This is a genomic window from Rickettsiales endosymbiont of Peranema trichophorum, assembly GCF_004210275.1.
Classification (GTDB): domain Bacteria; phylum Pseudomonadota; class Alphaproteobacteria; order Rickettsiales; family Midichloriaceae; genus RICK02.
On record NZ_SCFA01000087.1, the window covers coordinates 20,511 to 37,265 of the forward strand.

Consider the following 16,755-nt stretch of genomic DNA (forward strand, 5'->3'; position numbering starts at 1 on the left):
CTGCGCACGTATTTCAATACGCTGACGTAGCCTCATCCTCAAATCTATTTGCCTGATTTAATCTGAAATTTGGTACTATCTGACGCCTAGGTTAGTTTTGAGAGTCAGAAGGCACCAATTTTAAGTTAATCAGACCTATATAGTGAAATAAATACTACATTTTCCTTAATTCGCCAAGCAATTTTTCAATATCTTCTGGCAGGTTAGAGGCGCATCTTACAGGCTCAAGAGTAATTGGATGCTCAAACTCTAGGGCAGTTGCATGCAAAGCCTGCCGTCGAAATTGAGTAATAGCAAGTATGGCACTGTCTGACAGCGATCGCAGATTGTGATTAATTCCAAGGCCGTATGTTTGATCGCCTATTAGTTGGTGGCCTTTATATGCGAAATGAACTCTTATTTGATGAGTTCTGCCGGTCTCAAGTTGGCATTCCACCAAGGAAGCCCCTGTGGAGCCAAACATTTCTAGGGTCTTGTAATGTGTTACAGAGTCCTTACCACTATCCCTAGTCACAGCCATTTTAGTTCTGTTTCTTTTCTCTTTTGCCATCTTGGTGCGTATTGTACCGATAATTGGGCACATCACTCCATATATTGCTGCCTGATATGTGCGTTTAATTGTGCGCAAAGAGAGTTGTTGAACTAATATGGAATGTGCTTGATTTGTCTTGGCAACAATCAATAGACCTGACGTATCTTTATCAAGGCGGTGCACAATTCCTGGACGTTGATCATCTCCAGTATTTGCTAGTGTCATCCCTTGATTTTGTAAAATACTAACTAGGCTTTCTCTATTGTCGCCATTGCCTGGATGAGTGATAAGCCCTGCTGGTTTGTTGACAACCAAAAGATATTCATCCTGGTATACTATTTCTATACCGAAACGATCTGTGTCGCTCACGGCAATGTGGTGGTCGGTTGGGTTGGGAATCGCAACTTCGATACGTTGGTTTGGCCGAATTTTATAGGCTGGATCTGTGACCACTTGACCATTGACAAATACATGCTCTCGTATTATTAAGTCCTTAATCTTTGAGCGCGACGTCGTTATAAGTTGTGCTGCCAAAAATTTATCTACTCGTTGTCCAGTATCTGCTTCAAGGACTTGAAATTCCAATGTATTGATAAGTGTTGGCATTGTCTTGATAATACGAGGTGTGTGTGTGAATTCTAACCAAAATAATAAACAAGTAAGACATATAAAGCTATTTGTTTATTGTATGGGGCTCGTTATGATGACAGGTATGGGCGTCATATCCTACACCGTATACCACACACTTGTGAGTGGAGCTAGTGGAGCAAAATATTCCAAGAGATATGTTCGAAATTGTGAAGAAGATTTTGCGATTGACGTAGAAAGCGATGTGAAGCAAATGGTAAAAGAGGGTAACGTCCTTCTGCTGTTGACAAAAAAGAACAGGGGGGTACAGCAAGTTTTAACAGTAGACTGTTGCAGCAAGAAGGTAGTTTCAAAGATAACTATTCAATCTGCAAACAGTGCTGACAACAATTAACGAGCGATCCGTATGAATAAGAAACAGGTGATCACTAGATTTGCACCTTCTCCAACTGGTTTCCTACATATAGGGGGCGCTCGAACTGCACTATTTAATTGGTTATTTGCTAGGCACGAGGACGGCTTATTTTATTTGCGCATTGAGGATACGGATAAGGTCAGATCTACTAGCGCTGCCAAAAATGCAATCATTGAAGGTATGAAATGGCTCGAATTATACTGGAACAAATGTCCGGTTGCCTCTTCAAATGATGGAATCGTCTATCAATCAGAGAGGGAAGGGAGGCATAGGGAGATAGCAGAGATGTTAGTGGCCAAAGGCAACGCTTACTACTGTTATGCCTCTTTGGAGGAGATTGAGGCGTTTAGGGCCTTATATCCTAATAGGAGGTTCGAGAGCGAATGGCGAGACAAAAACGCTGACAAAAACTACAAAGGCCTCAAGTCCACAGTGAGATTGAAAGTTTCTAGGGAAGGAGTCACAACCGTTAAGGATGTTGTGAGAGGTACAGTTGAAGTGAGCAATGCAGAGCTTGACGACATGATAATGTTAAGGGCTGACGGTACCCCTACATATATGCTGGCCGTTGTTGTGGATGATTTTGACATGGGGGTCACTCACGTCATCAGAGGTGATGATCATTTCACAAACACATTCAGACAATACCAAATCATTCAAGCTATGAATTGGCCAGTACCGGAATATGCACATATACCATTGATACACGGTGATGATGGTAAAAAGCTTTCAAAACGGCATGGTGCTTTGGGGATAGAGGCGTATGTAGAGATGGGATACTTACCGGAAGCGCTCTGTAACTATCTGCTGCGCCTTGGATGGAGTCACGGTGATGAGGAGATCTTGTCAAGGTCCCAGGCTACTTCATTATTTACGCTGAAGGGTTTAGGAGCATCCTCATCTCGCTTTGACATCAAGAAGTTAAATTATTTAAATGCTCATTATATGTCACATTTAGATGACGTTGCGCTTGTTCAGCTTGTGGCTCCAACGCTAGTGACCTGGGCGCAATCTTATGGAAAAGACGAGAGCTACGTCAAAAGCATGCTCTTAAAAGCGATGCCACAGCTAAAAGTGAGGGCGGAAACTTTAAATGACATATTAGAGGGGAGCAGGGTTTATATTACTCCAAAGCATGAAATTGACGCAAATGTGGATGGGATTTTAAAGGCGTTTGATGATGAAATGGCTTGGCGCTTGTTTAAGGTATTGGAGCAGGTAGAAGATTGGTCTACTGATGTCCTGACAGCGACCTGCAATGCCTTTAGCAGCGAAACGAACTGCAAGAGTGCTGGCATCATGAAGTTTTTGAGGGCTGGAGTTTTAGGTACGTCTGTATCAGCTCCAATACTTGATGTGCTTGTTGTACTAGGCAAGCAGGAAACCTTGAGTAGGTTATCAAGCTGTTTGAAGAGAAAGACAGTAAATTTTTTGTAGCATATTTCAAACACTTGTATTACAATGTCGTCAGGCTGCATAATTCGTTGATACGAATCTTATTATCCTCGGGATCGATGGTAATTGACCTTGTTGAGGGCTGTCCCTGGTGGACTTGAGGGTTTGCCAAACGGCCTATATCTGAACATAAAGGATCCAACGGATAGGTTAACTGACGGTTAATGCAGTCTCTGTCTTTTATGACTGCTGTTTGATGTCGGTCACATGATACTCAGCCCCCTCTATTTGTATGGTGACTAAGCTTTCTGCTTCTGCTACCCATTTGTGGTCGAGGATCGCCATTGTGCTGTGCCCAAAGGCAGTACCCAATGTTTTTCCAATTATCTTCTCTTGGTAGGTGATATTGGAGTGTTTGGCCATTGCTTGGTTTGTGGTGCATGTGACTTGATATAACCCCTTTCTAGGGCGACCAAGATGAGTAGTGCGTGCGACAACTTCTTGTCCTATATAACATCCTTTATGGTAATCAATTGCGTTTAGCTTATCAAATCCTAGCTCAAGTGGAAAGTGAAGCTCTGGCTCTATGTCTTCTGGCATATCTGGAATGGACATGTCTAGTCTCTTTTGATCGTACTGTCGTTTGGTGTCATGACAATCATGCCTTACTTGCGATGACTGCATGAAGGATCTATAGCCTAGGTAAGAGCTTCTTGGATCTGGGAGCTCCTTCGTGCTGGATCTTTCAAAGCTGCCAATGACGCTAAAATGGTTTGATAGGTCTGTGACCATTACACTTGAATTAAGCTTATACAGCATCAGTTTTTTGAGAAGAGATGTAAGGGAAGGCTTAGGGACATCTAGGAGCAATTGGTCATCATCCTTAAATATGAAGGCATCGCAAAAGACCTTTCCTGTTGATGTGAGAATAAGGGTATATAGAGATTGGGACAACTTGTGTACATCGTTAGAGATGATTCCTTGAAGGAAGTTTATTTGATCGGTACCACTCACACTTATTACTGCGCGGTTGGAAAATACAAAGTGGGCCATAACAAGAGTGTTGAATATATGCTAGTATATCGGGAATTGTTGGCATAAAGCGGCCACTTCTTTTTTGACCTTATCTTCTATCAATGAGTGTACTTCGTTGATTTTGGGGTCATTGTTTTCTGATGAGTGATCTAGTACGTCTGCGATCATGTTACCTATCTTTTCAAACTCCACCTTACCGAATCCTCTTGATGTACTTGCGGGTGTACCCAATCTAATGCCGGAGGTGACAAAGGGTTTTTCATGTTCAAATGGTATACTATTTTTGTTACAGACAATGCCTGCCTTATTTAAGTTGTGATCTGCTAATTTGCCTGTGAGACCTTGTCTCCTGAGATCTATAAGTAATAAATGGCAATCTGTACCACATGTTAATACGTCATAGTTACGCTTCATCAATATATCTGCCAAAGTTTTTGCGTTGTCTATCACATTTTGCATGTACACTTTATAGCTAGGGTTCAAAGCTTCTTTAAACGCGACTGCCTTGGCGGCTATCGAGTGTAATAGAGGGCCGCCTTGTATACCAGGGAACACAGCGCTATTAATCTTTTTTGCAATGACTTCGTCATTGGTTAAAATCATACCGCCCCTTGTACCGCGTAAAGTCTTATGTGTTGTGGTAGTGATAACGTCGGCGCAGTTCACGGGACTTGGGTATAGGCCGGCGGCGACTTGACCAGCAAAGTGTGCCATATCGACCATTAGATATGCTCCTATTTTTTGTGATATCTCCTTGAACTTTGTGAAGTCTATGAATCTTGGGTATGAGGAACAGCCTGCTATGATCAGGGATGGTTTATGTTTGAGGGCTAGAGTTTCAACCAAATCATAATCTATTAAGTAATCATTTACGGATACGTCATAAGAGATAGCATTAAACCACTTACCTGACATGCTGACTTGGGCGCCATGAGTAAGATGACCTCCTGAACTGAGCGACAGTCCCAAAATAGTGTCTCCGGGATTGAGAAGGGCAAAAAACACGGCTTGGTTAGCTTGGCAACCGGAATGTGGTTGGACGTTTGCGAAGTTGACATTGAAAAGCTTTTTTGCTCTATCTATGGCCAAATTTTCAATTTGATCGACCACTTGGCATCCGGCATAATATCTTTTTCCTGGATAGCCTTCTGCGTATTTGTTGGTGAGAATTGAGCCTTGTGCTTCCAGCACTGCTTTGCTTACTGTATTTTCGGAGGCTATCAATTCTATTTCTGACTGTTGTCTTTGAAGTTCGGCTTGAATAAGGGAATAAATTTCTGGATCTGCGTCTTGCAACGGAGAGGTGTAGAAGTTTCTGATATCGTGATTATGTGTATTCATTGTACGCTCCTGGTGTTGACTGAGCATGGTAGCGGAGGAGGGATTCGAACCCCCGACACAAGGATTATGATTCCTCTGCTCTAACCAACTGAGCTACACCGCCGTAATTCCATTGACGTTTGTACTTTAGCAATGTTATTACTTTTTACAACCATTTTTACGACATAAATTTTTTAGAATTCAAAGAAGTGCAAAATACTATCTCTTAGTGCTTGCAATTCTGGTATATATGATTACAATGCAAACTAATAGCTACAAAATCGTACTGACAATACAGCGTGCTATGGCTTCTTTTTGTTTGTATGGTTTGATTGTATATGGAGATAAAATATGCCCAAGATGAAAACAAAAAGTAGTGCTAAAAAAAGATTTGGTATGACTGGCACCGGTAAGGTTTCTGCTTCTCAAGCCAATAAAAGGCACAATATGCGTAAAAGAAGCAAGCGTCAGCTTAGAAATCAAAGGGGTACAGCTGTTCTGAATGCTGTTGAAGCAAGAAGAGCTATTGCATACATGCCTTATGGAGTTTAAACAGTACAAAAATTGATTAGGAGTTTAGTATGGCAAGAGTAAAACGTGGAGTAACTGCAAGAGCGAGGCACAAAAAAGTCCTTGACATGGCCCGCGGCTACAGGGGTAGGGCAAAGAGTTGTTTTCGTATTGCTATAGAAAAAGTTGAAAAGGGTTTGCAGTATGCCTACCGTGATCGTAGAAACAGAAAACGTGACTTTAGAGCGTTATGGATACAAAGAATCAATGCTGCTGTGAGAGAGCACGGGTTGATTTACTCTAAGTTTATGAACGGCGTAAAACTTGCCGGCATCACTCTTAACAGAAAGATGTTATCTGAGATGGCTATTACTGACCAGGCTGCTTTTCAGAACATAGTGAAAATGTCTCAAGCTGCTACCAAGTCTAGTGTCGCTGTTTAGTAAACCTCATCATCAGTACATAGTGGTACTCCCACTGTCGTGTATCCTCGGCTAGATTTTGTCCAGGTGATGTTTCCATATCAGAAAGTGTGGGGACCTTCAAACTTGGTCACGAAGACGAATCTTTTCTACGATCCGTTCCGATGTCCTTTACGCCGTTTTGAGTTCTGATATGTTTTGCGCATAGTTGCTGTCTTTGAATACGGAACTTCCGGCTACCAGTGTGTTCGCCCCATGTGATATGCAGTGCCTTCCTGTGTTTGGAGTAATACCGCCGTCGGCATGTATTTGAACGCTTAACTGACGCTCTTTGATCTTTGCAGCTATATTTCTAATTTTTTGCAGTTGATTAGAAATAAACTCTTGTCCGCAGAAGCCTGGGTTGACTGTCATCACAAGCACTACATCCACCTCCTCATATAAGTAATCCAGGGTGGATTCATGTGTTGTAGGATTAATTGCAACACCTGCTTTTTTACCATAGCTTTTGATCGACTTAATGATGTTGTGTACGTTGTCATGTGACTCAACGTGTACGGTAATGATATCGGCGCCTGCTTGCACAAAACTTTCAATATACCTGGCGGGATTTGCGATCATCAGATGTACATCAAATGGTACGTTCGTCCACTTTCTGCATGCCTGCATTGTGTCTGCTCCAATTGTAATATTTGGAACGAACACTCCATCCATCACGTCGAAATGTATATAGTCAGCTCCAGAGTCGGTCAGTGCAATAACTTCCTGACGCAGATTTGAGAGATCTGCTGCAATAATTGACGGTGAAATTTTAACTAACATGTTTCCTCTTTCAATACTCTTGCTTTGTGTCTCGTCCACTCACGTTGCTTAATGGTTTCGCGTTTATCATGTTGCTTCTTACCCTTAGCAAGTGCTAGTAGTACTTTTGCCTTGTTGCGGTTGTTAAAATAAATTTGCAACGGTACAATTGTATAACCCTTTCTTTGAATAAGTCCCGCAAGCTTTTTGATTTCTCTTTTGTGGAGTAGAAGCTTTCGGGTTCTTCTTGAGTAATGATTAAATCTATAAGCTTTGTCGTATTCGGGAATATGGGCTCCGTACAAAAACATTTCTGAGCCTTCAACACCAACGTGGGATTCCAATATGCTTGCTTGACCCTTTCGTAATGATTTTACTTCTGTACCGGTGAGCACAATACCTGCTTCATGCTTTTCTTCTATAAAAAAGTCGTAATGCGCTCTTCTGTTTTCTGCTACAACGCGGTACTTAGTCATCGTTTGATTATGGTATCTATTTTGATTAATTCTTCCAACAATGACTTCATTTGATTAAGGGGCAGCATACATGGTCCATCGCTTGGTGCATTATCTGGGTCTTCATGTGTTTCAATAAAAATGGCAGCAACACCCACTGCAATAGCAGCTCTTGCTAATATTTTAATGAACTCTCTTTGACCACCGCTTTCATTACCTATCGCGCTGGGTTCTTGTACTGAGTGAGTCGCGTCAAACACGACTGGATATCCGGTGCTTGCCATAATAGGAAGAGCCCGCATATCATTGATGAGCCTGTTATAACCAAATGTCACGCCACGTTCACAAAGCATAATATTTTCGTTGCCTGTGGAAGCAATCTTAGTGGCCACATGCTTCATATCCCAAGGCGCAAGAAACTGCCCTTTTTTTACGTTTATTGCTTTCTTTGTTTTTCCAGCGGAGATCAACAGATCTGTTTGTCTACAAAGAAATGCTGGTATTTGAAGTACGTCAACAACCTCAGCAACAACATCGCAGTGTTCTGCTGTATGAATATCTGTCAAAACAGGGCACCCAATCTCAGCTTTAATCTTGCTAAAGATCTCAAGTCCATTCTTTAACCCTATACCTCTCTTTGAAGATATAGATGTTCTATTTGCCTTATCAAACGAGGTTTTATAGATAAAGTGAACGTTAAGCTCTTTGGCTATTTTCTGGAGCGTTTCGGCTGTTTTCAGTGCATGTATTTCGGATTCCATTTGACATGGCCCGGCTATCAATACAAATGGTAAGTCGTTGCTGATTTGAAAATTGCCTACTTTGACTTTGTGCACTTTACACCTCGATTAAGCATGGATTGTTGTTGCAATAATCCGCATGCAAACTATTATATGTTCATAATAGCGACTATACAATAAATTTTAGGTGAAACTACCCCACTGGCCTGTACCTTACATTAAAAAGCTTGAAAAGATGCGTTTGGATGTCATGCATAAGCTGCTTGACGCTCTGGGTAACCCTCATCATTCTCTTCCTCCCGTGGTACATATAGCTGGAACGAACGGCAAGGGGTCTACGCTTGCGTACTTAAAAGCTGTGTTAGAAGCAGCAGGTTATAAGGTTCACAGATATACATCACCTCACCTAGTTCGATTTAACGAGAGAATCACTCTGGCGGGAGAAGAAATAGATGATGGATTTTTATATGAGGTAATAGAAGAGACGCGCCAAGCAGCAGGTGATCTACAAGTCAGCTTTTTTGAAGGTACTACGGCTGCTGCTTTTTTGGCTTTTCATAAGGTAAAAGGGGACATACTATTGCTTGAAACCGGTATGGGTGGAATATTTGATGCGACGAATGTTGTTGATAAGCCACTTCTTACAATTATCACACCGATTTCGTACGACCACATGGAATACCTAGGCAACACCTTGACAAGCATTGCATTAGAAAAAGCCGGTATCATCAAGCCTAATGTGCCCTGCATCATTAGCTGGCAATTTCAAGAGGCGCTGGAGGTATTAAAGGCCAGATGTCGTCAGCTTCATGCTTCTTATTCTGCCTTTGGTGAACATTGGCAATTTGAAGTTCTAAAAGATCGATTTAACTTTATCGATTTGGAATCTAACGAAAACAATTCATATTCGTTTCCTTTGCCATCTTTGGTGGGACCTCATCAAATCATCAACGTCAGTACTGCTATTGCAGCACTTCAAGGGATGAATCAATTTGAGTTCACCATGGAGCATATCGTACAAGGTATTACCAACGCGGTATGGCCTGCTCGTTTAGAACAAATAAAAAGAGGCGTACTATACTCAATGCTACCTCAAGGATGGGAGCTATGGTTAGATGGAGCTCACAATGAGGCGGGTGCACAAATGCTATCTGTAGTGGCTGACCAGTGGCAGGATAGGCCGTTATTTTTGATCAATGGTCGTACTGGCAATAGGGACATAAAAGCCTTTTTGCGTCATTTTGAGGATAAAGTAGCTCTTGTCATAGGTGTTGAAGTTCAATCGGAACCTTTAGCCGAGAAAGCCGAAAAGATAGTCGCAGGGGCTTTAGAGCTAGGTTTTAAGGCGATTGAAATGAGTTCTGTAGCGAGCGCGATTCAGCACTGCATAGATAACACCACGGTACCGTCCAGAATATTGATATGCGGTTCGTTATATCTTGCTGGCGATGTAATAGCTGCAAATCATGCATAATCCTCTGCTGGACGTCCGTGCCGTGAAATATATCGTTCCACTGTATGTATGCACTCCAATCTTAAAATGTACGTTTTGATTAGCTCTAGTTGCTCCACATCTTTGACATCTACATCCAGTAGCATGTCAAAAAAGTCTGAAGAGCGGCTAATTATCTGTAAATTTGTGATATTAACATTGGCTGCAGAAATTGCTTGAGTCAGTAGTGCTAGGCTTCCGGCGCTATTTGTGATTACTATTTTGAGCCTTGCAGTGTAGAAGCCAGCTTGATCTTCCCACGACACATCCAACAAATTATCTGAATTAATATTTTCATATTTCAAAGTGTGACAGTCAATTTGATGTACGGTAATACCATGTCCCTCATGTACCACGCCTATTATTCTATCTTTAGGTATCGGGTAGCAACATTCTCCAAAATGAATTGCGGTGCTTGCTCCTTTGATATGTAGTCCAGACTTCGTAGGGCTGTTGGTAACTTTTGTAGTACCAACATTTACCGAAGGTGGTGAAGATAAACTTGGAGATGGCTGAACGTTAAGGTTATGTACAACATTTAACACGTCGATTCTTCCAATTTTACCTTCTCCGACGGATAGCAAAAGAGCTTTGGTATCTTCGCATTCAAAGTGTTGTAGTGAGTTTTGCAACGCTTCCTCTGAAAACGCTTTGTTAGCTTGCTCAAATGTCATTGTCAACATTGCGTGCCCCAATTTTACATACTCTGTATTTCGCTGTTCCTGCAAAAACTTTTTAATTTCTGTACGCGCTTTGCCGGTTACTACAAACTTTTCCCATGTTGATGACACTATTGGCACATTTGTTGATAGTATCTCCACTTGATCGCCATTGACCAATTGAGCTCTTAATGGTGCTTTTCTTCCGTTGATCTTTGCTCCTGCGCAGCTAATGCCCAGTTCTGAGCTCATGGCAAATGCGAGATCTATGGGAGTGGAACCTTTTGGAAGAGCTATAAGGTCTCCTTGTGTAGTAAAACAAAAAACCTGGTCATAATACATCTCAAGCTTTGTGTTTTCTAAAAAATCTTCCAAATTTGTTGCGTTTTTAAGTATATCAAGTAGCACTTGTAACCACTTGAACTGATCGCTTTCTGATGATGCTATGGAGTGATCCTGCTTATATGCCCAGTGCGCTGCACATCCAAGTTCTGCAACCTCATGCATCTCATAGGTGCGAATCTGTATCTCGATTAGGTGTTTCCTTGGTCCCATTACAACTGTGTGTAGAGATTTGTATCCGTTGTTTTTGGGAGTGCTAATATAGTCACTAAAAGTACCGGGGATTACGCGGTATTTGGCGTGTATAATACCGAGGGCTCTATAGCAGTCTTCTAGGTTGTCTACCAATATCCTAAAGGCAATTACATCGGTTAACTGTTCAAACGCAATATTTTTGCGCTCCATCTTTTTCCAAATTGAATACACGGTCTTGTACCTACCATGCATCGATATAGAAATATCTCCTTCTGTCAGTAACAACTTTGTGATTTCATCTATCACTGTTTCTATTGTCTTTGTCTCTTCGTCCTTTAAGAAGGATAGCCTCTTTAAAATCGATGAATGCAGTTCTGGGTACAAGATAGCGAAAGCAAGATCCTGTAGTTCATTTTTAAATATGTGTATACCTAATCTCTCTGCTAGTGGTGCATAAATTTCCATGGTTTCATGGGCTATACGCATTCTTTTATTAATATCACCAATAGAGCCTAGTGTACGCATATTGTGTAATCTGTCGGCCAATTTGATCAGTAATACGCGTATGTCGTCTGAGATAGCCAACAAAAATTTTCGAAAATTTTCAGCCTGATCTAGCTGATGAGGTCTGTAAGCAATTTTATCAAGCTTTGTAACACCATCTATAAGCTTAACTATTTTTGTACCAAACTGCTGTTCAATCTCCTCAAAAGATACGTTGGTATCTTCGATGGTGTCGTGTAACAAAGCTGTGATGATCGTTGCGGTATCCAGCTTTAAATCAGCTAAAATGCTTGCAACAGCTATAGGATGGGTAATGTAGGGGTCTCCAGATGCCCTGTATTGTCCTTTGTGGGCTGTGTAAGCTACATCAAACGCTTTCTGGATGTTTACTATATCTTCGGGTAACGATATATACGACAGCTTTTGAAGCAACATATCCTGTTCTTTGCGCACGTCTTCTTCAAGCTCCAACTTATGTTTTTGTGCTTCCATAATATGGCTGTTTTACGAATGTATAAATACAAGTATACCCATAAAATCATGCTCTCTACAAACTAAATCGTATTTTCTTTACTGGTACTAATTACCGGCAATAAATGGTTTGAAAGACCTTACGGATTGAGGATGTTGGAGTAGAATGTGGGGGGGTTATGGTACCTCCTTCACAATAACATCGTACTGCGCTACCAACTTATATTTTCTGGCTTTGTTAGAGGCGTCTACAATTTCTAAAAAACCACCTTCGACCCACTTTTTACAAAGCGAGGTATTCGTTCTAGGTTGAAAGCCAAATAGATCACCTATTTGTTTAGCCGTCACGACATCGTACTCTTTAAATAATTCCAAGGCTTTGCGTTGTTTTGGATCCAACGTGCGTAAAACTTGCGAATGATCTTTGTCGCCTTTCTCAGAGCTTTGGATCATCTGGGCTACAACTTTTTCAAATGCGAAAGTCATACCTTCGGTAAAATATTTCACCCAAGGGGTTATATCGCTTTTTGCCCTTCCAAAGTAATAATTGTGCGAAGGGCCGATACTGATAGCGCGATAATAACCAAGTAAATTTTTAGCGTAATACTCTTCAAGAGAATACAATCCCTTTAAATCATACCCACCGAGGTGCAATATCAAGGTAGTCAGTAGCCTACTTGTTCGTCCATTACCATCATAATATGGGTGAATTGTTGCAAACTGGTAATGAGCAATGCCAGCAACAATGGGGCAGGGTATCTCTTCATTTTCCTTGATCCATGACACTAGATTTCGCATGAGGCCAGGTACATCTTTGGCTTCTGGGGGCATATAAACAATCGCTTCTGTACCGCTGTCTTTGATAATGTTTTGTCCATCTCGGTAAGGTGTTGGTTTAATGCGTGTTCTTCCGTCACTCATTACCAGGGCATGCAAGACTTGAATGACTTTTTCGGTAACAGGATGGTTTTGTGAAGAATATTGTTCTAATTGAGCAAGCGCAGCATAATAACCCTTTACTTCATGCTCATCACGTTCTCTTCCTGGAAAATGTCCTTGAAGCTGAACGACCTCTTTGACCTCATCAGGCTTAAGCTGATTACCTTCGATCATCGTTGAATAGTGGGTCGTGTATAGTCTTGCAGTTTCACGTAAGGAGGCGAGAATCCTAGGATTAACGGGCAATAATGAGACCTTTTCTTTAGCAGCCTCAATTCTCATAAGGTTATTTGCAATACTAGGGGTGATATTGTAAATGGGCTCAAAATTTGTCGGCATGATATAAGCTTGATATCAGTCTTCCTTGTATTGCTTATTATGCTGATAAATGGCGTATAAGTAAAGCATAACATGCAGATAAAAGATTATAGAATTATATTTATCATGTCCTCCACGTTTCATGTTGTGATCCTTCATACACAATCTGTACAACAAGTATTGCTAACAATACGAGATGACAGAAGCGTTAAAAAAGAGTATGATGATGTCGTGATACAAAAGTAAAATAAACAGTACAAGATCATTGGTGCTAATGTACAACAAAATCAAAAGTATCGAAATTGTGGTAAGCGGAAAGCTTAGGTCTGGATATAATGCACTGTAGAAACATTAAACAAAGGGTTAAAACTGCTAGGGGTAGAACTGTTTCCTCCGTCATGTGGTTGCAAAGGCACTTGAACGATGTGTACGTCACCATGGCTGCAAAAAATGGGTATCGTTCTCGTGCTTCCTTTAAACTGCTTGAAATAGAAGAGAAGTTTCAAATATTGAAAGGTGCGGAAAATATATTGGATATAGGTGCTGCTCCTGGAGGATGGTTACAGGTTGTGAAGGAAAAGGCATCAAATGCGGTCAACCTTGTGGGGGTTGATTTACAAAAGATTCAACCAATGGAAGGTGTGACGCTGATACAAGGCGACTTTCTGGAGCTAATGCAAGATGAGCAATTTGTCAAACTATGTCCTATGAAGTTGGATTTAATTTTAAGCGACGTAGCTTTTAATTCTTGTGGTGACAATGCTATAGATCATGTACGAATTGTTCAATTTGTTTTTAGTGCTTTGGAGTTTGCGATCAGCACTTTAAACCCGGGGCGACATTTTATTGCAAAGCTTTTAAAGGGCGGTGAGGATAAGGACGTTTTGTTGCTTGCTAAAAAGCACTTTAAATGCGCCAGATTTTTTAAGCCAAAAGCCAGTTATAAGGACTCATCTGAGCTATACCTTATAGCGCTTGGATTTTGTGGTCAGCATAGCAGCTGAGAGATGGTAAAAATACGTATGCGCAAATGTATATGCTGATGATTGTGTGGCATGGCTCGTTATAAATTGACAATTGAGCATGATGGTCAGCCTTTTGTAGGTTGGCAAAAACAGCAAAACGGACTTTCTGTACAGTGTGTTTTGGAGGACGCAATAGAAAAATTTGCGCATGAGAAAGTGGTGCTACACGGTGCAGGTAGGACTGATGCTGGTGTCCATGCGATTGGTCAAGTAGCTCATTTTGATCTTGTGAAGAGCTACGATGTTCATACCATTAAAAATGCACTCAATCACTATGTGAGGCACTATAAAATTGCCATCTTATCTGTTGTGGAGGTTGATCAAAAATTTCATGCTAGATTCTCTGCTACTGAGAGAGCTTATCTTTACAAGATTTTGAATCGCAAGACACCATCTCCACTGCTTGAGAATAAAGCATGGTATGTGCCTCAACCTCTTGACATTGGCAAGATGGAGTGTGCTGCTTCCTATTTTATAGGGCGTCATGATTTTGCAAGCTTTAGAGCTGCTAAGTGTCAAGCAAATCACGCTATCAGAATGGTGAAAGCAGTAGATATACAGACTACAGACGCTGTTTGGGACTCATTACTACAGCATATCCTCGTTATCAAAGTCGTTGCACCTTCATTTTTACACAATCAAGTGAGAATCATGGTTGGCACTTTAGTAAAAGTAGGTTTAGGGGATTTTGAACCATCATATGTGCAGAACTTGCTTTTGATGAGGGACAGAACCAAAGCAGGTATCACAGCCCCTGCACATGGTTTATACTTGTTGTCAGTAAAATATGATTAGCTTGCAACAACTCAGCAACAAGGTTGTGGTGATTGTAGGTGCTACTGCATCTGGAAAATCCCAATACGCCATGGGAATTGCGCAGCAACTCAATGGAGTGATTATTAATGCGGATTCTATGCAGGTGTATCGGAATATCCCTATACTGACAGCCCAGCCTTCAGTACAAGATACTCAGCTTGTTTCACACATGCTGTATGGTATCAAACAGTGCGATGAATACTTTTCTGTTGGTATGTGGTTGGAGCTTGTAAAAAGTAGCATTATTAAGGTACAGGCTTCGGGTAAAGTACCAATAATCGTCGGTGGTAGCGGTTTATACATTAAAGCTTTGGTCTATGGCTTTGTGTATACGCCTGTGATTTCCGCAGGTACGAAGGCATACCTTTCTTCTGTATGTGCTGGACTCTCACTTGATTGCGATCGAGCAGCATACAACAAAAGCCTGCACGAACTTTTAAAAGATTGCGATGAAGAGTCATATCAAAAACTAAAAGTAAATGATGAACAAAGGATTTTGCGGGCTTTAGCGGTGTATCATGAAACAGGCATTCCCCTTTCCAAATGGCATACGATGAATGAAAAGTGGCTAAACCGTGATCAATTTTACGTTGTTTTGATACAGAAAGATAGGGATGAGCTTTACAGGAGGTGCGATGCGAGATTTGTGGAAATGTTAAACATTGGTGCTTTAGAGGAAGCACAATATGTGCTCGCCTCGTTTGAAAAATACCCAAAGGTACTTGGTCTGTTTGAGTTGATGGAATATGTCTCTGGCAAGATGTCCCTGGCAGACTCCACTTCTCAAGCTCAACAAAAGATTAGAAATTATGCAAAAAGACAGCTCACATGGTTTCGTCATCAGATAGACTATGATGAAGTTATAAGATAAACGCTTGATGCTTTGTTACAAATAGGTTAAAATATACCATATCTCGTTCAATATAACAACAATAAGATGTTTATCTTACCCTCATTGTGTGTTATATTGCTACAAATTGAAGTCTAATATCGGTAAATATGTACTATGTCCCTTTCTTTTAGCAAAGTTTTTCATGTCGGTGATCCTGTTGTATATCCGTCGCATGGAGTAGGTAAAATCATGGCGGAAGAGACACAGACTATAGCGGGAACGGAAATGAAGATGTACGTCATCTCTTTCGCAAAAGACAAAATGATACTAAGGGTACCTCAATCAAGGGCGATAAAGACGGGTTTAAGGCATGTACGTAGTACTACTGAATTTCAAGTTGTTCTGGATATATTGAGTAGTAAACCAAGGGGCATCAAGGGAATGTGGAGCAAAAGGGCCCAGGAATACGAAAACAAGATTAATTCGGGTGATGTGCAACTGATAGCGGAGGTCTTGAGAGACTTATACAAGAGCGTTGGAGTTGCTGACAGATCATACAGTGAAACTGTGATATATGAATCAGCTTTAGACAGGTTGTCTCAGGAGTACGGAGTAACTATGGGTCTAACGAAAGAGGAGGCTAGAGAACAGATACTGACCACGCTTGACACAGCAGCGTCAGAGCTTTAAGGTCTGTTGTAAAGTATCTATCTACACCAACGACGTACTTGCGCATAAGCAGTACAGCCATACTTGTGGGAAATGCTCCGGTACGGAGGCCTCACAAGGAGTTGTTACGCCCGCCTCTTCTTTATCACTTACGCTCTCCCTTTTGCCATGCCCCTCTCTCCCTTGTCATGCCCGTGAAAACGCACTGCTGTCCGGGGAAAATTTTTTATTAAAATTAAATATTTTTTGCATTGGTATTATTCCTCCTCTCATGTAGTTT

18 protein-coding genes and 1 tRNA gene are annotated in these 16,755 nt (G+C 41.2%); 10 read left to right on the forward strand and 9 right to left on the reverse strand.

Going from position 1 to position 16,755, the window contains the following annotated elements:
• Positions 1–154: 154 nt before the first annotated feature.
• A complete protein-coding gene (locus EDM53_RS04560; RefSeq protein ID WP_130122482.1) occupies positions 155–1,138 on the reverse strand; it encodes an RluA family pseudouridine synthase in 984 nt (327 codons plus the stop codon).
• Between the two features lie 82 nt (positions 1,139–1,220).
• On the opposite strand from EDM53_RS04560, the gene EDM53_RS04565 reads away from it, so the two are divergent.
• Together EDM53_RS04565 and gltX are read left to right on the forward strand one after the other, a co-directional pair.
• Entirely contained in the window at positions 1,221–1,514 is a 294-nt protein-coding gene (locus EDM53_RS04565; protein WP_207215479.1) for a hypothetical protein, read from the forward strand.
• Between the two features lie 12 nt (positions 1,515–1,526).
• The gene (gene gltX, locus EDM53_RS04570; protein ID WP_130122484.1) at positions 1,527–2,972 is read left to right on the forward strand and encodes a glutamate--tRNA ligase; all 1,446 of its coding nucleotides are present in this window, start codon (positions 1,527–1,529) and stop codon (positions 2,970–2,972) included.
• A gap of 198 nt (positions 2,973–3,170) precedes the next feature.
• Here the strand turns inward: gltX and ygfZ are convergent, their stop codons facing one another.
• From ygfZ to EDM53_RS04585, 3 genes are all read right to left on the reverse strand, one after another.
• On the reverse strand, positions 3,171–3,983 hold the full coding sequence (ygfZ, locus tag EDM53_RS04575; protein WP_130122485.1) for a CAF17-like 4Fe-4S cluster assembly/insertion protein YgfZ: 813 nt from the start codon (positions 3,981–3,983) through the stop codon (positions 3,171–3,173).
• Between the two features lie 21 nt (positions 3,984–4,004).
• The gene (gene glyA / locus EDM53_RS04580) at positions 4,005–5,306 is read right to left on the reverse strand and encodes a serine hydroxymethyltransferase (RefSeq protein WP_130122486.1); all 1,302 of its coding nucleotides are present in this window, start codon (positions 5,304–5,306) and stop codon (positions 4,005–4,007) included.
• A gap of 26 nt (positions 5,307–5,332) precedes the next feature.
• A tRNA-Met gene (locus EDM53_RS04585) sits at positions 5,333–5,409 on the reverse strand.
• 227 nt (positions 5,410–5,636) lie between these two features.
• On the opposite strand from EDM53_RS04585, the gene rpmI reads away from it, so the two are divergent.
• The gene (rpmI, locus tag EDM53_RS04590) at positions 5,637–5,837 is read left to right on the forward strand and encodes a 50S ribosomal protein L35 (RefSeq protein ID WP_130122487.1); all 201 of its coding nucleotides are present in this window, start codon (positions 5,637–5,639) and stop codon (positions 5,835–5,837) included.
• A 29-nt stretch (positions 5,838–5,866) separates the two neighbouring features.
• Positions 5,867–6,238, forward strand: coding sequence for a 50S ribosomal protein L20 (rplT, locus tag EDM53_RS04595; protein ID WP_130122488.1), 372 nt, complete (start codon positions 5,867–5,869; stop codon positions 6,236–6,238).
• A gap of 150 nt (positions 6,239–6,388) precedes the next feature.
• Here rplT and rpe read toward each other — a convergent pair whose 3' ends face one another.
• The 3 genes from rpe to kdsA are packed head-to-tail and all read right to left on the reverse strand — an operon-like array spanning position 6,389 to position 8,309.
• Complete coding sequence (gene rpe, locus EDM53_RS04600; RefSeq protein WP_130122489.1) at positions 6,389–7,039, reverse strand: ribulose-phosphate 3-epimerase; 651 nt, start codon at positions 7,037–7,039, stop codon at positions 6,389–6,391.
• On the reverse strand, positions 7,033–7,494 hold the full coding sequence (smpB, locus tag EDM53_RS04605; protein WP_130122490.1) for an SsrA-binding protein SmpB: 462 nt from the start codon (positions 7,492–7,494) through the stop codon (positions 7,033–7,035). The genes rpe and smpB overlap by 7 nt, the downstream gene beginning before the upstream one ends.
• Positions 7,491–8,309 carry a 3-deoxy-8-phosphooctulonate synthase gene (gene kdsA / locus EDM53_RS04610; protein WP_130122491.1) on the reverse strand — a complete coding sequence of 273 codons (819 nt, stop codon included), beginning with the start codon at positions 8,307–8,309 and terminating at the stop codon, positions 7,491–7,493. Before kdsA ends, smpB begins: the two co-directional genes overlap by 4 nt.
• 91 nt (positions 8,310–8,400) lie before the next feature.
• Between kdsA and EDM53_RS04615 the strand changes: the two genes are divergently transcribed.
• Complete coding sequence (locus EDM53_RS04615; RefSeq protein ID WP_242507881.1) at positions 8,401–9,687, forward strand: bifunctional folylpolyglutamate synthase/dihydrofolate synthase; 1,287 nt, start codon at positions 8,401–8,403, stop codon at positions 9,685–9,687.
• On the opposite strand, the gene EDM53_RS04620 is transcribed toward EDM53_RS04615, so the two are convergent.
• Both EDM53_RS04620 and EDM53_RS04625 read right to left on the reverse strand, forming a co-directional pair.
• Positions 9,678–11,897, reverse strand: coding sequence for a RelA/SpoT family protein (locus tag EDM53_RS04620; protein ID WP_130122492.1), 2,220 nt, complete (start codon positions 11,895–11,897; stop codon positions 9,678–9,680). The genes EDM53_RS04615 and EDM53_RS04620 overlap by 10 nt on opposite strands.
• Before the next feature lie 156 nt (positions 11,898–12,053).
• The gene (locus EDM53_RS04625) at positions 12,054–13,097 is read right to left on the reverse strand and encodes a Fic family protein (protein WP_242507883.1); all 1,044 of its coding nucleotides are present in this window, start codon (positions 13,095–13,097) and stop codon (positions 12,054–12,056) included.
• A gap of 129 nt (positions 13,098–13,226) precedes the next feature.
• On the opposite strand from EDM53_RS04625, the gene EDM53_RS06375 reads away from it, so the two are divergent.
• The 5 genes from EDM53_RS06375 (at position 13,227) to EDM53_RS04645 (ending at position 16,496) form a co-directional block, all read left to right on the forward strand.
• A complete protein-coding gene (locus EDM53_RS06375) occupies positions 13,227–13,379 on the forward strand; it encodes a hypothetical protein (protein ID WP_207215480.1) in 153 nt (50 codons plus the stop codon).
• Between the two features lie 89 nt (positions 13,380–13,468).
• Entirely contained in the window at positions 13,469–14,137 is a 669-nt protein-coding gene (locus EDM53_RS04630; protein ID WP_130122494.1) for an RlmE family RNA methyltransferase, read from the forward strand.
• Positions 14,138–14,188: 51 nt separating this feature from the next.
• Positions 14,189–14,953, forward strand: coding sequence for a tRNA pseudouridine(38-40) synthase TruA (gene truA, locus EDM53_RS04635; RefSeq protein ID WP_130122495.1), 765 nt, complete (start codon positions 14,189–14,191; stop codon positions 14,951–14,953).
• The gene (gene miaA / locus EDM53_RS04640; protein ID WP_130122496.1) at positions 14,946–15,845 is read left to right on the forward strand and encodes a tRNA (adenosine(37)-N6)-dimethylallyltransferase MiaA; all 900 of its coding nucleotides are present in this window, start codon (positions 14,946–14,948) and stop codon (positions 15,843–15,845) included. Before truA ends, miaA begins: the two co-directional genes overlap by 8 nt.
• A gap of 135 nt (positions 15,846–15,980) precedes the next feature.
• The gene (locus tag EDM53_RS04645) at positions 15,981–16,496 is read left to right on the forward strand and encodes a CarD family transcriptional regulator (protein WP_130122497.1); all 516 of its coding nucleotides are present in this window, start codon (positions 15,981–15,983) and stop codon (positions 16,494–16,496) included.
• Positions 16,497–16,755 lie beyond the last annotated feature (259 nt).

Bases quoted from the DNA above. Each gene is read 5' to 3' on its own strand.
- EDM53_RS04630 (WP_130122494.1), top strand. From the start codon at position 13,469: ATGCACTGTAGAAACATTAAACAAAGGGTTAAAACTGCTAGGGGTAGA.
- rplT (WP_130122488.1), top strand. From the start codon at position 5,867: ATGGCAAGAGTAAAACGTGGAGTAACTGCAAGAGCGAGGCACAAAAAA.
- EDM53_RS06375 (WP_207215480.1), top strand. From the start codon at position 13,227: ATGCAGATAAAAGATTATAGAATTATATTTATCATGTCCTCCACGTTT.
- gltX (WP_130122484.1), top strand. From the start codon at position 1,527: ATGAATAAGAAACAGGTGATCACTAGATTTGCACCTTCTCCAACTGGT.
- truA (WP_130122495.1), top strand. From the start codon at position 14,189: ATGGCTCGTTATAAATTGACAATTGAGCATGATGGTCAGCCTTTTGTA.
- miaA (WP_130122496.1), top strand. From the start codon at position 14,946: ATGATTAGCTTGCAACAACTCAGCAACAAGGTTGTGGTGATTGTAGGT.
- ygfZ (WP_130122485.1), bottom strand. From the start codon at position 3,983: ATGGCCCACTTTGTATTTTCCAACCGCGCAGTAATAAGTGTGAGTGGT.
- rpe (WP_130122489.1), bottom strand. From the start codon at position 7,039: ATGTTAGTTAAAATTTCACCGTCAATTATTGCAGCAGATCTCTCAAAT.
- smpB (WP_130122490.1), bottom strand. From the start codon at position 7,494: ATGACTAAGTACCGCGTTGTAGCAGAAAACAGAAGAGCGCATTACGAC.
- glyA (WP_130122486.1), bottom strand. From the start codon at position 5,306: ATGAATACACATAATCACGATATCAGAAACTTCTACACCTCTCCGTTG.
- EDM53_RS04565 (WP_207215479.1), top strand. From the start codon at position 1,221: ATGGGGCTCGTTATGATGACAGGTATGGGCGTCATATCCTACACCGTA.
- EDM53_RS04645 (WP_130122497.1), top strand. From the start codon at position 15,981: ATGTCCCTTTCTTTTAGCAAAGTTTTTCATGTCGGTGATCCTGTTGTA.
- EDM53_RS04560 (WP_130122482.1), bottom strand. From the start codon at position 1,138: ATGCCAACACTTATCAATACATTGGAATTTCAAGTCCTTGAAGCAGAT.
- rpmI (WP_130122487.1), top strand. From the start codon at position 5,637: ATGCCCAAGATGAAAACAAAAAGTAGTGCTAAAAAAAGATTTGGTATG.
- EDM53_RS04620 (WP_130122492.1), bottom strand. From the start codon at position 11,897: ATGGAAGCACAAAAACATAAGTTGGAGCTTGAAGAAGACGTGCGCAAA.
- EDM53_RS04625 (WP_242507883.1), bottom strand. From the start codon at position 13,097: ATGAGAATTGAGGCTGCTAAAGAAAAGGTCTCATTATTGCCCGTTAAT.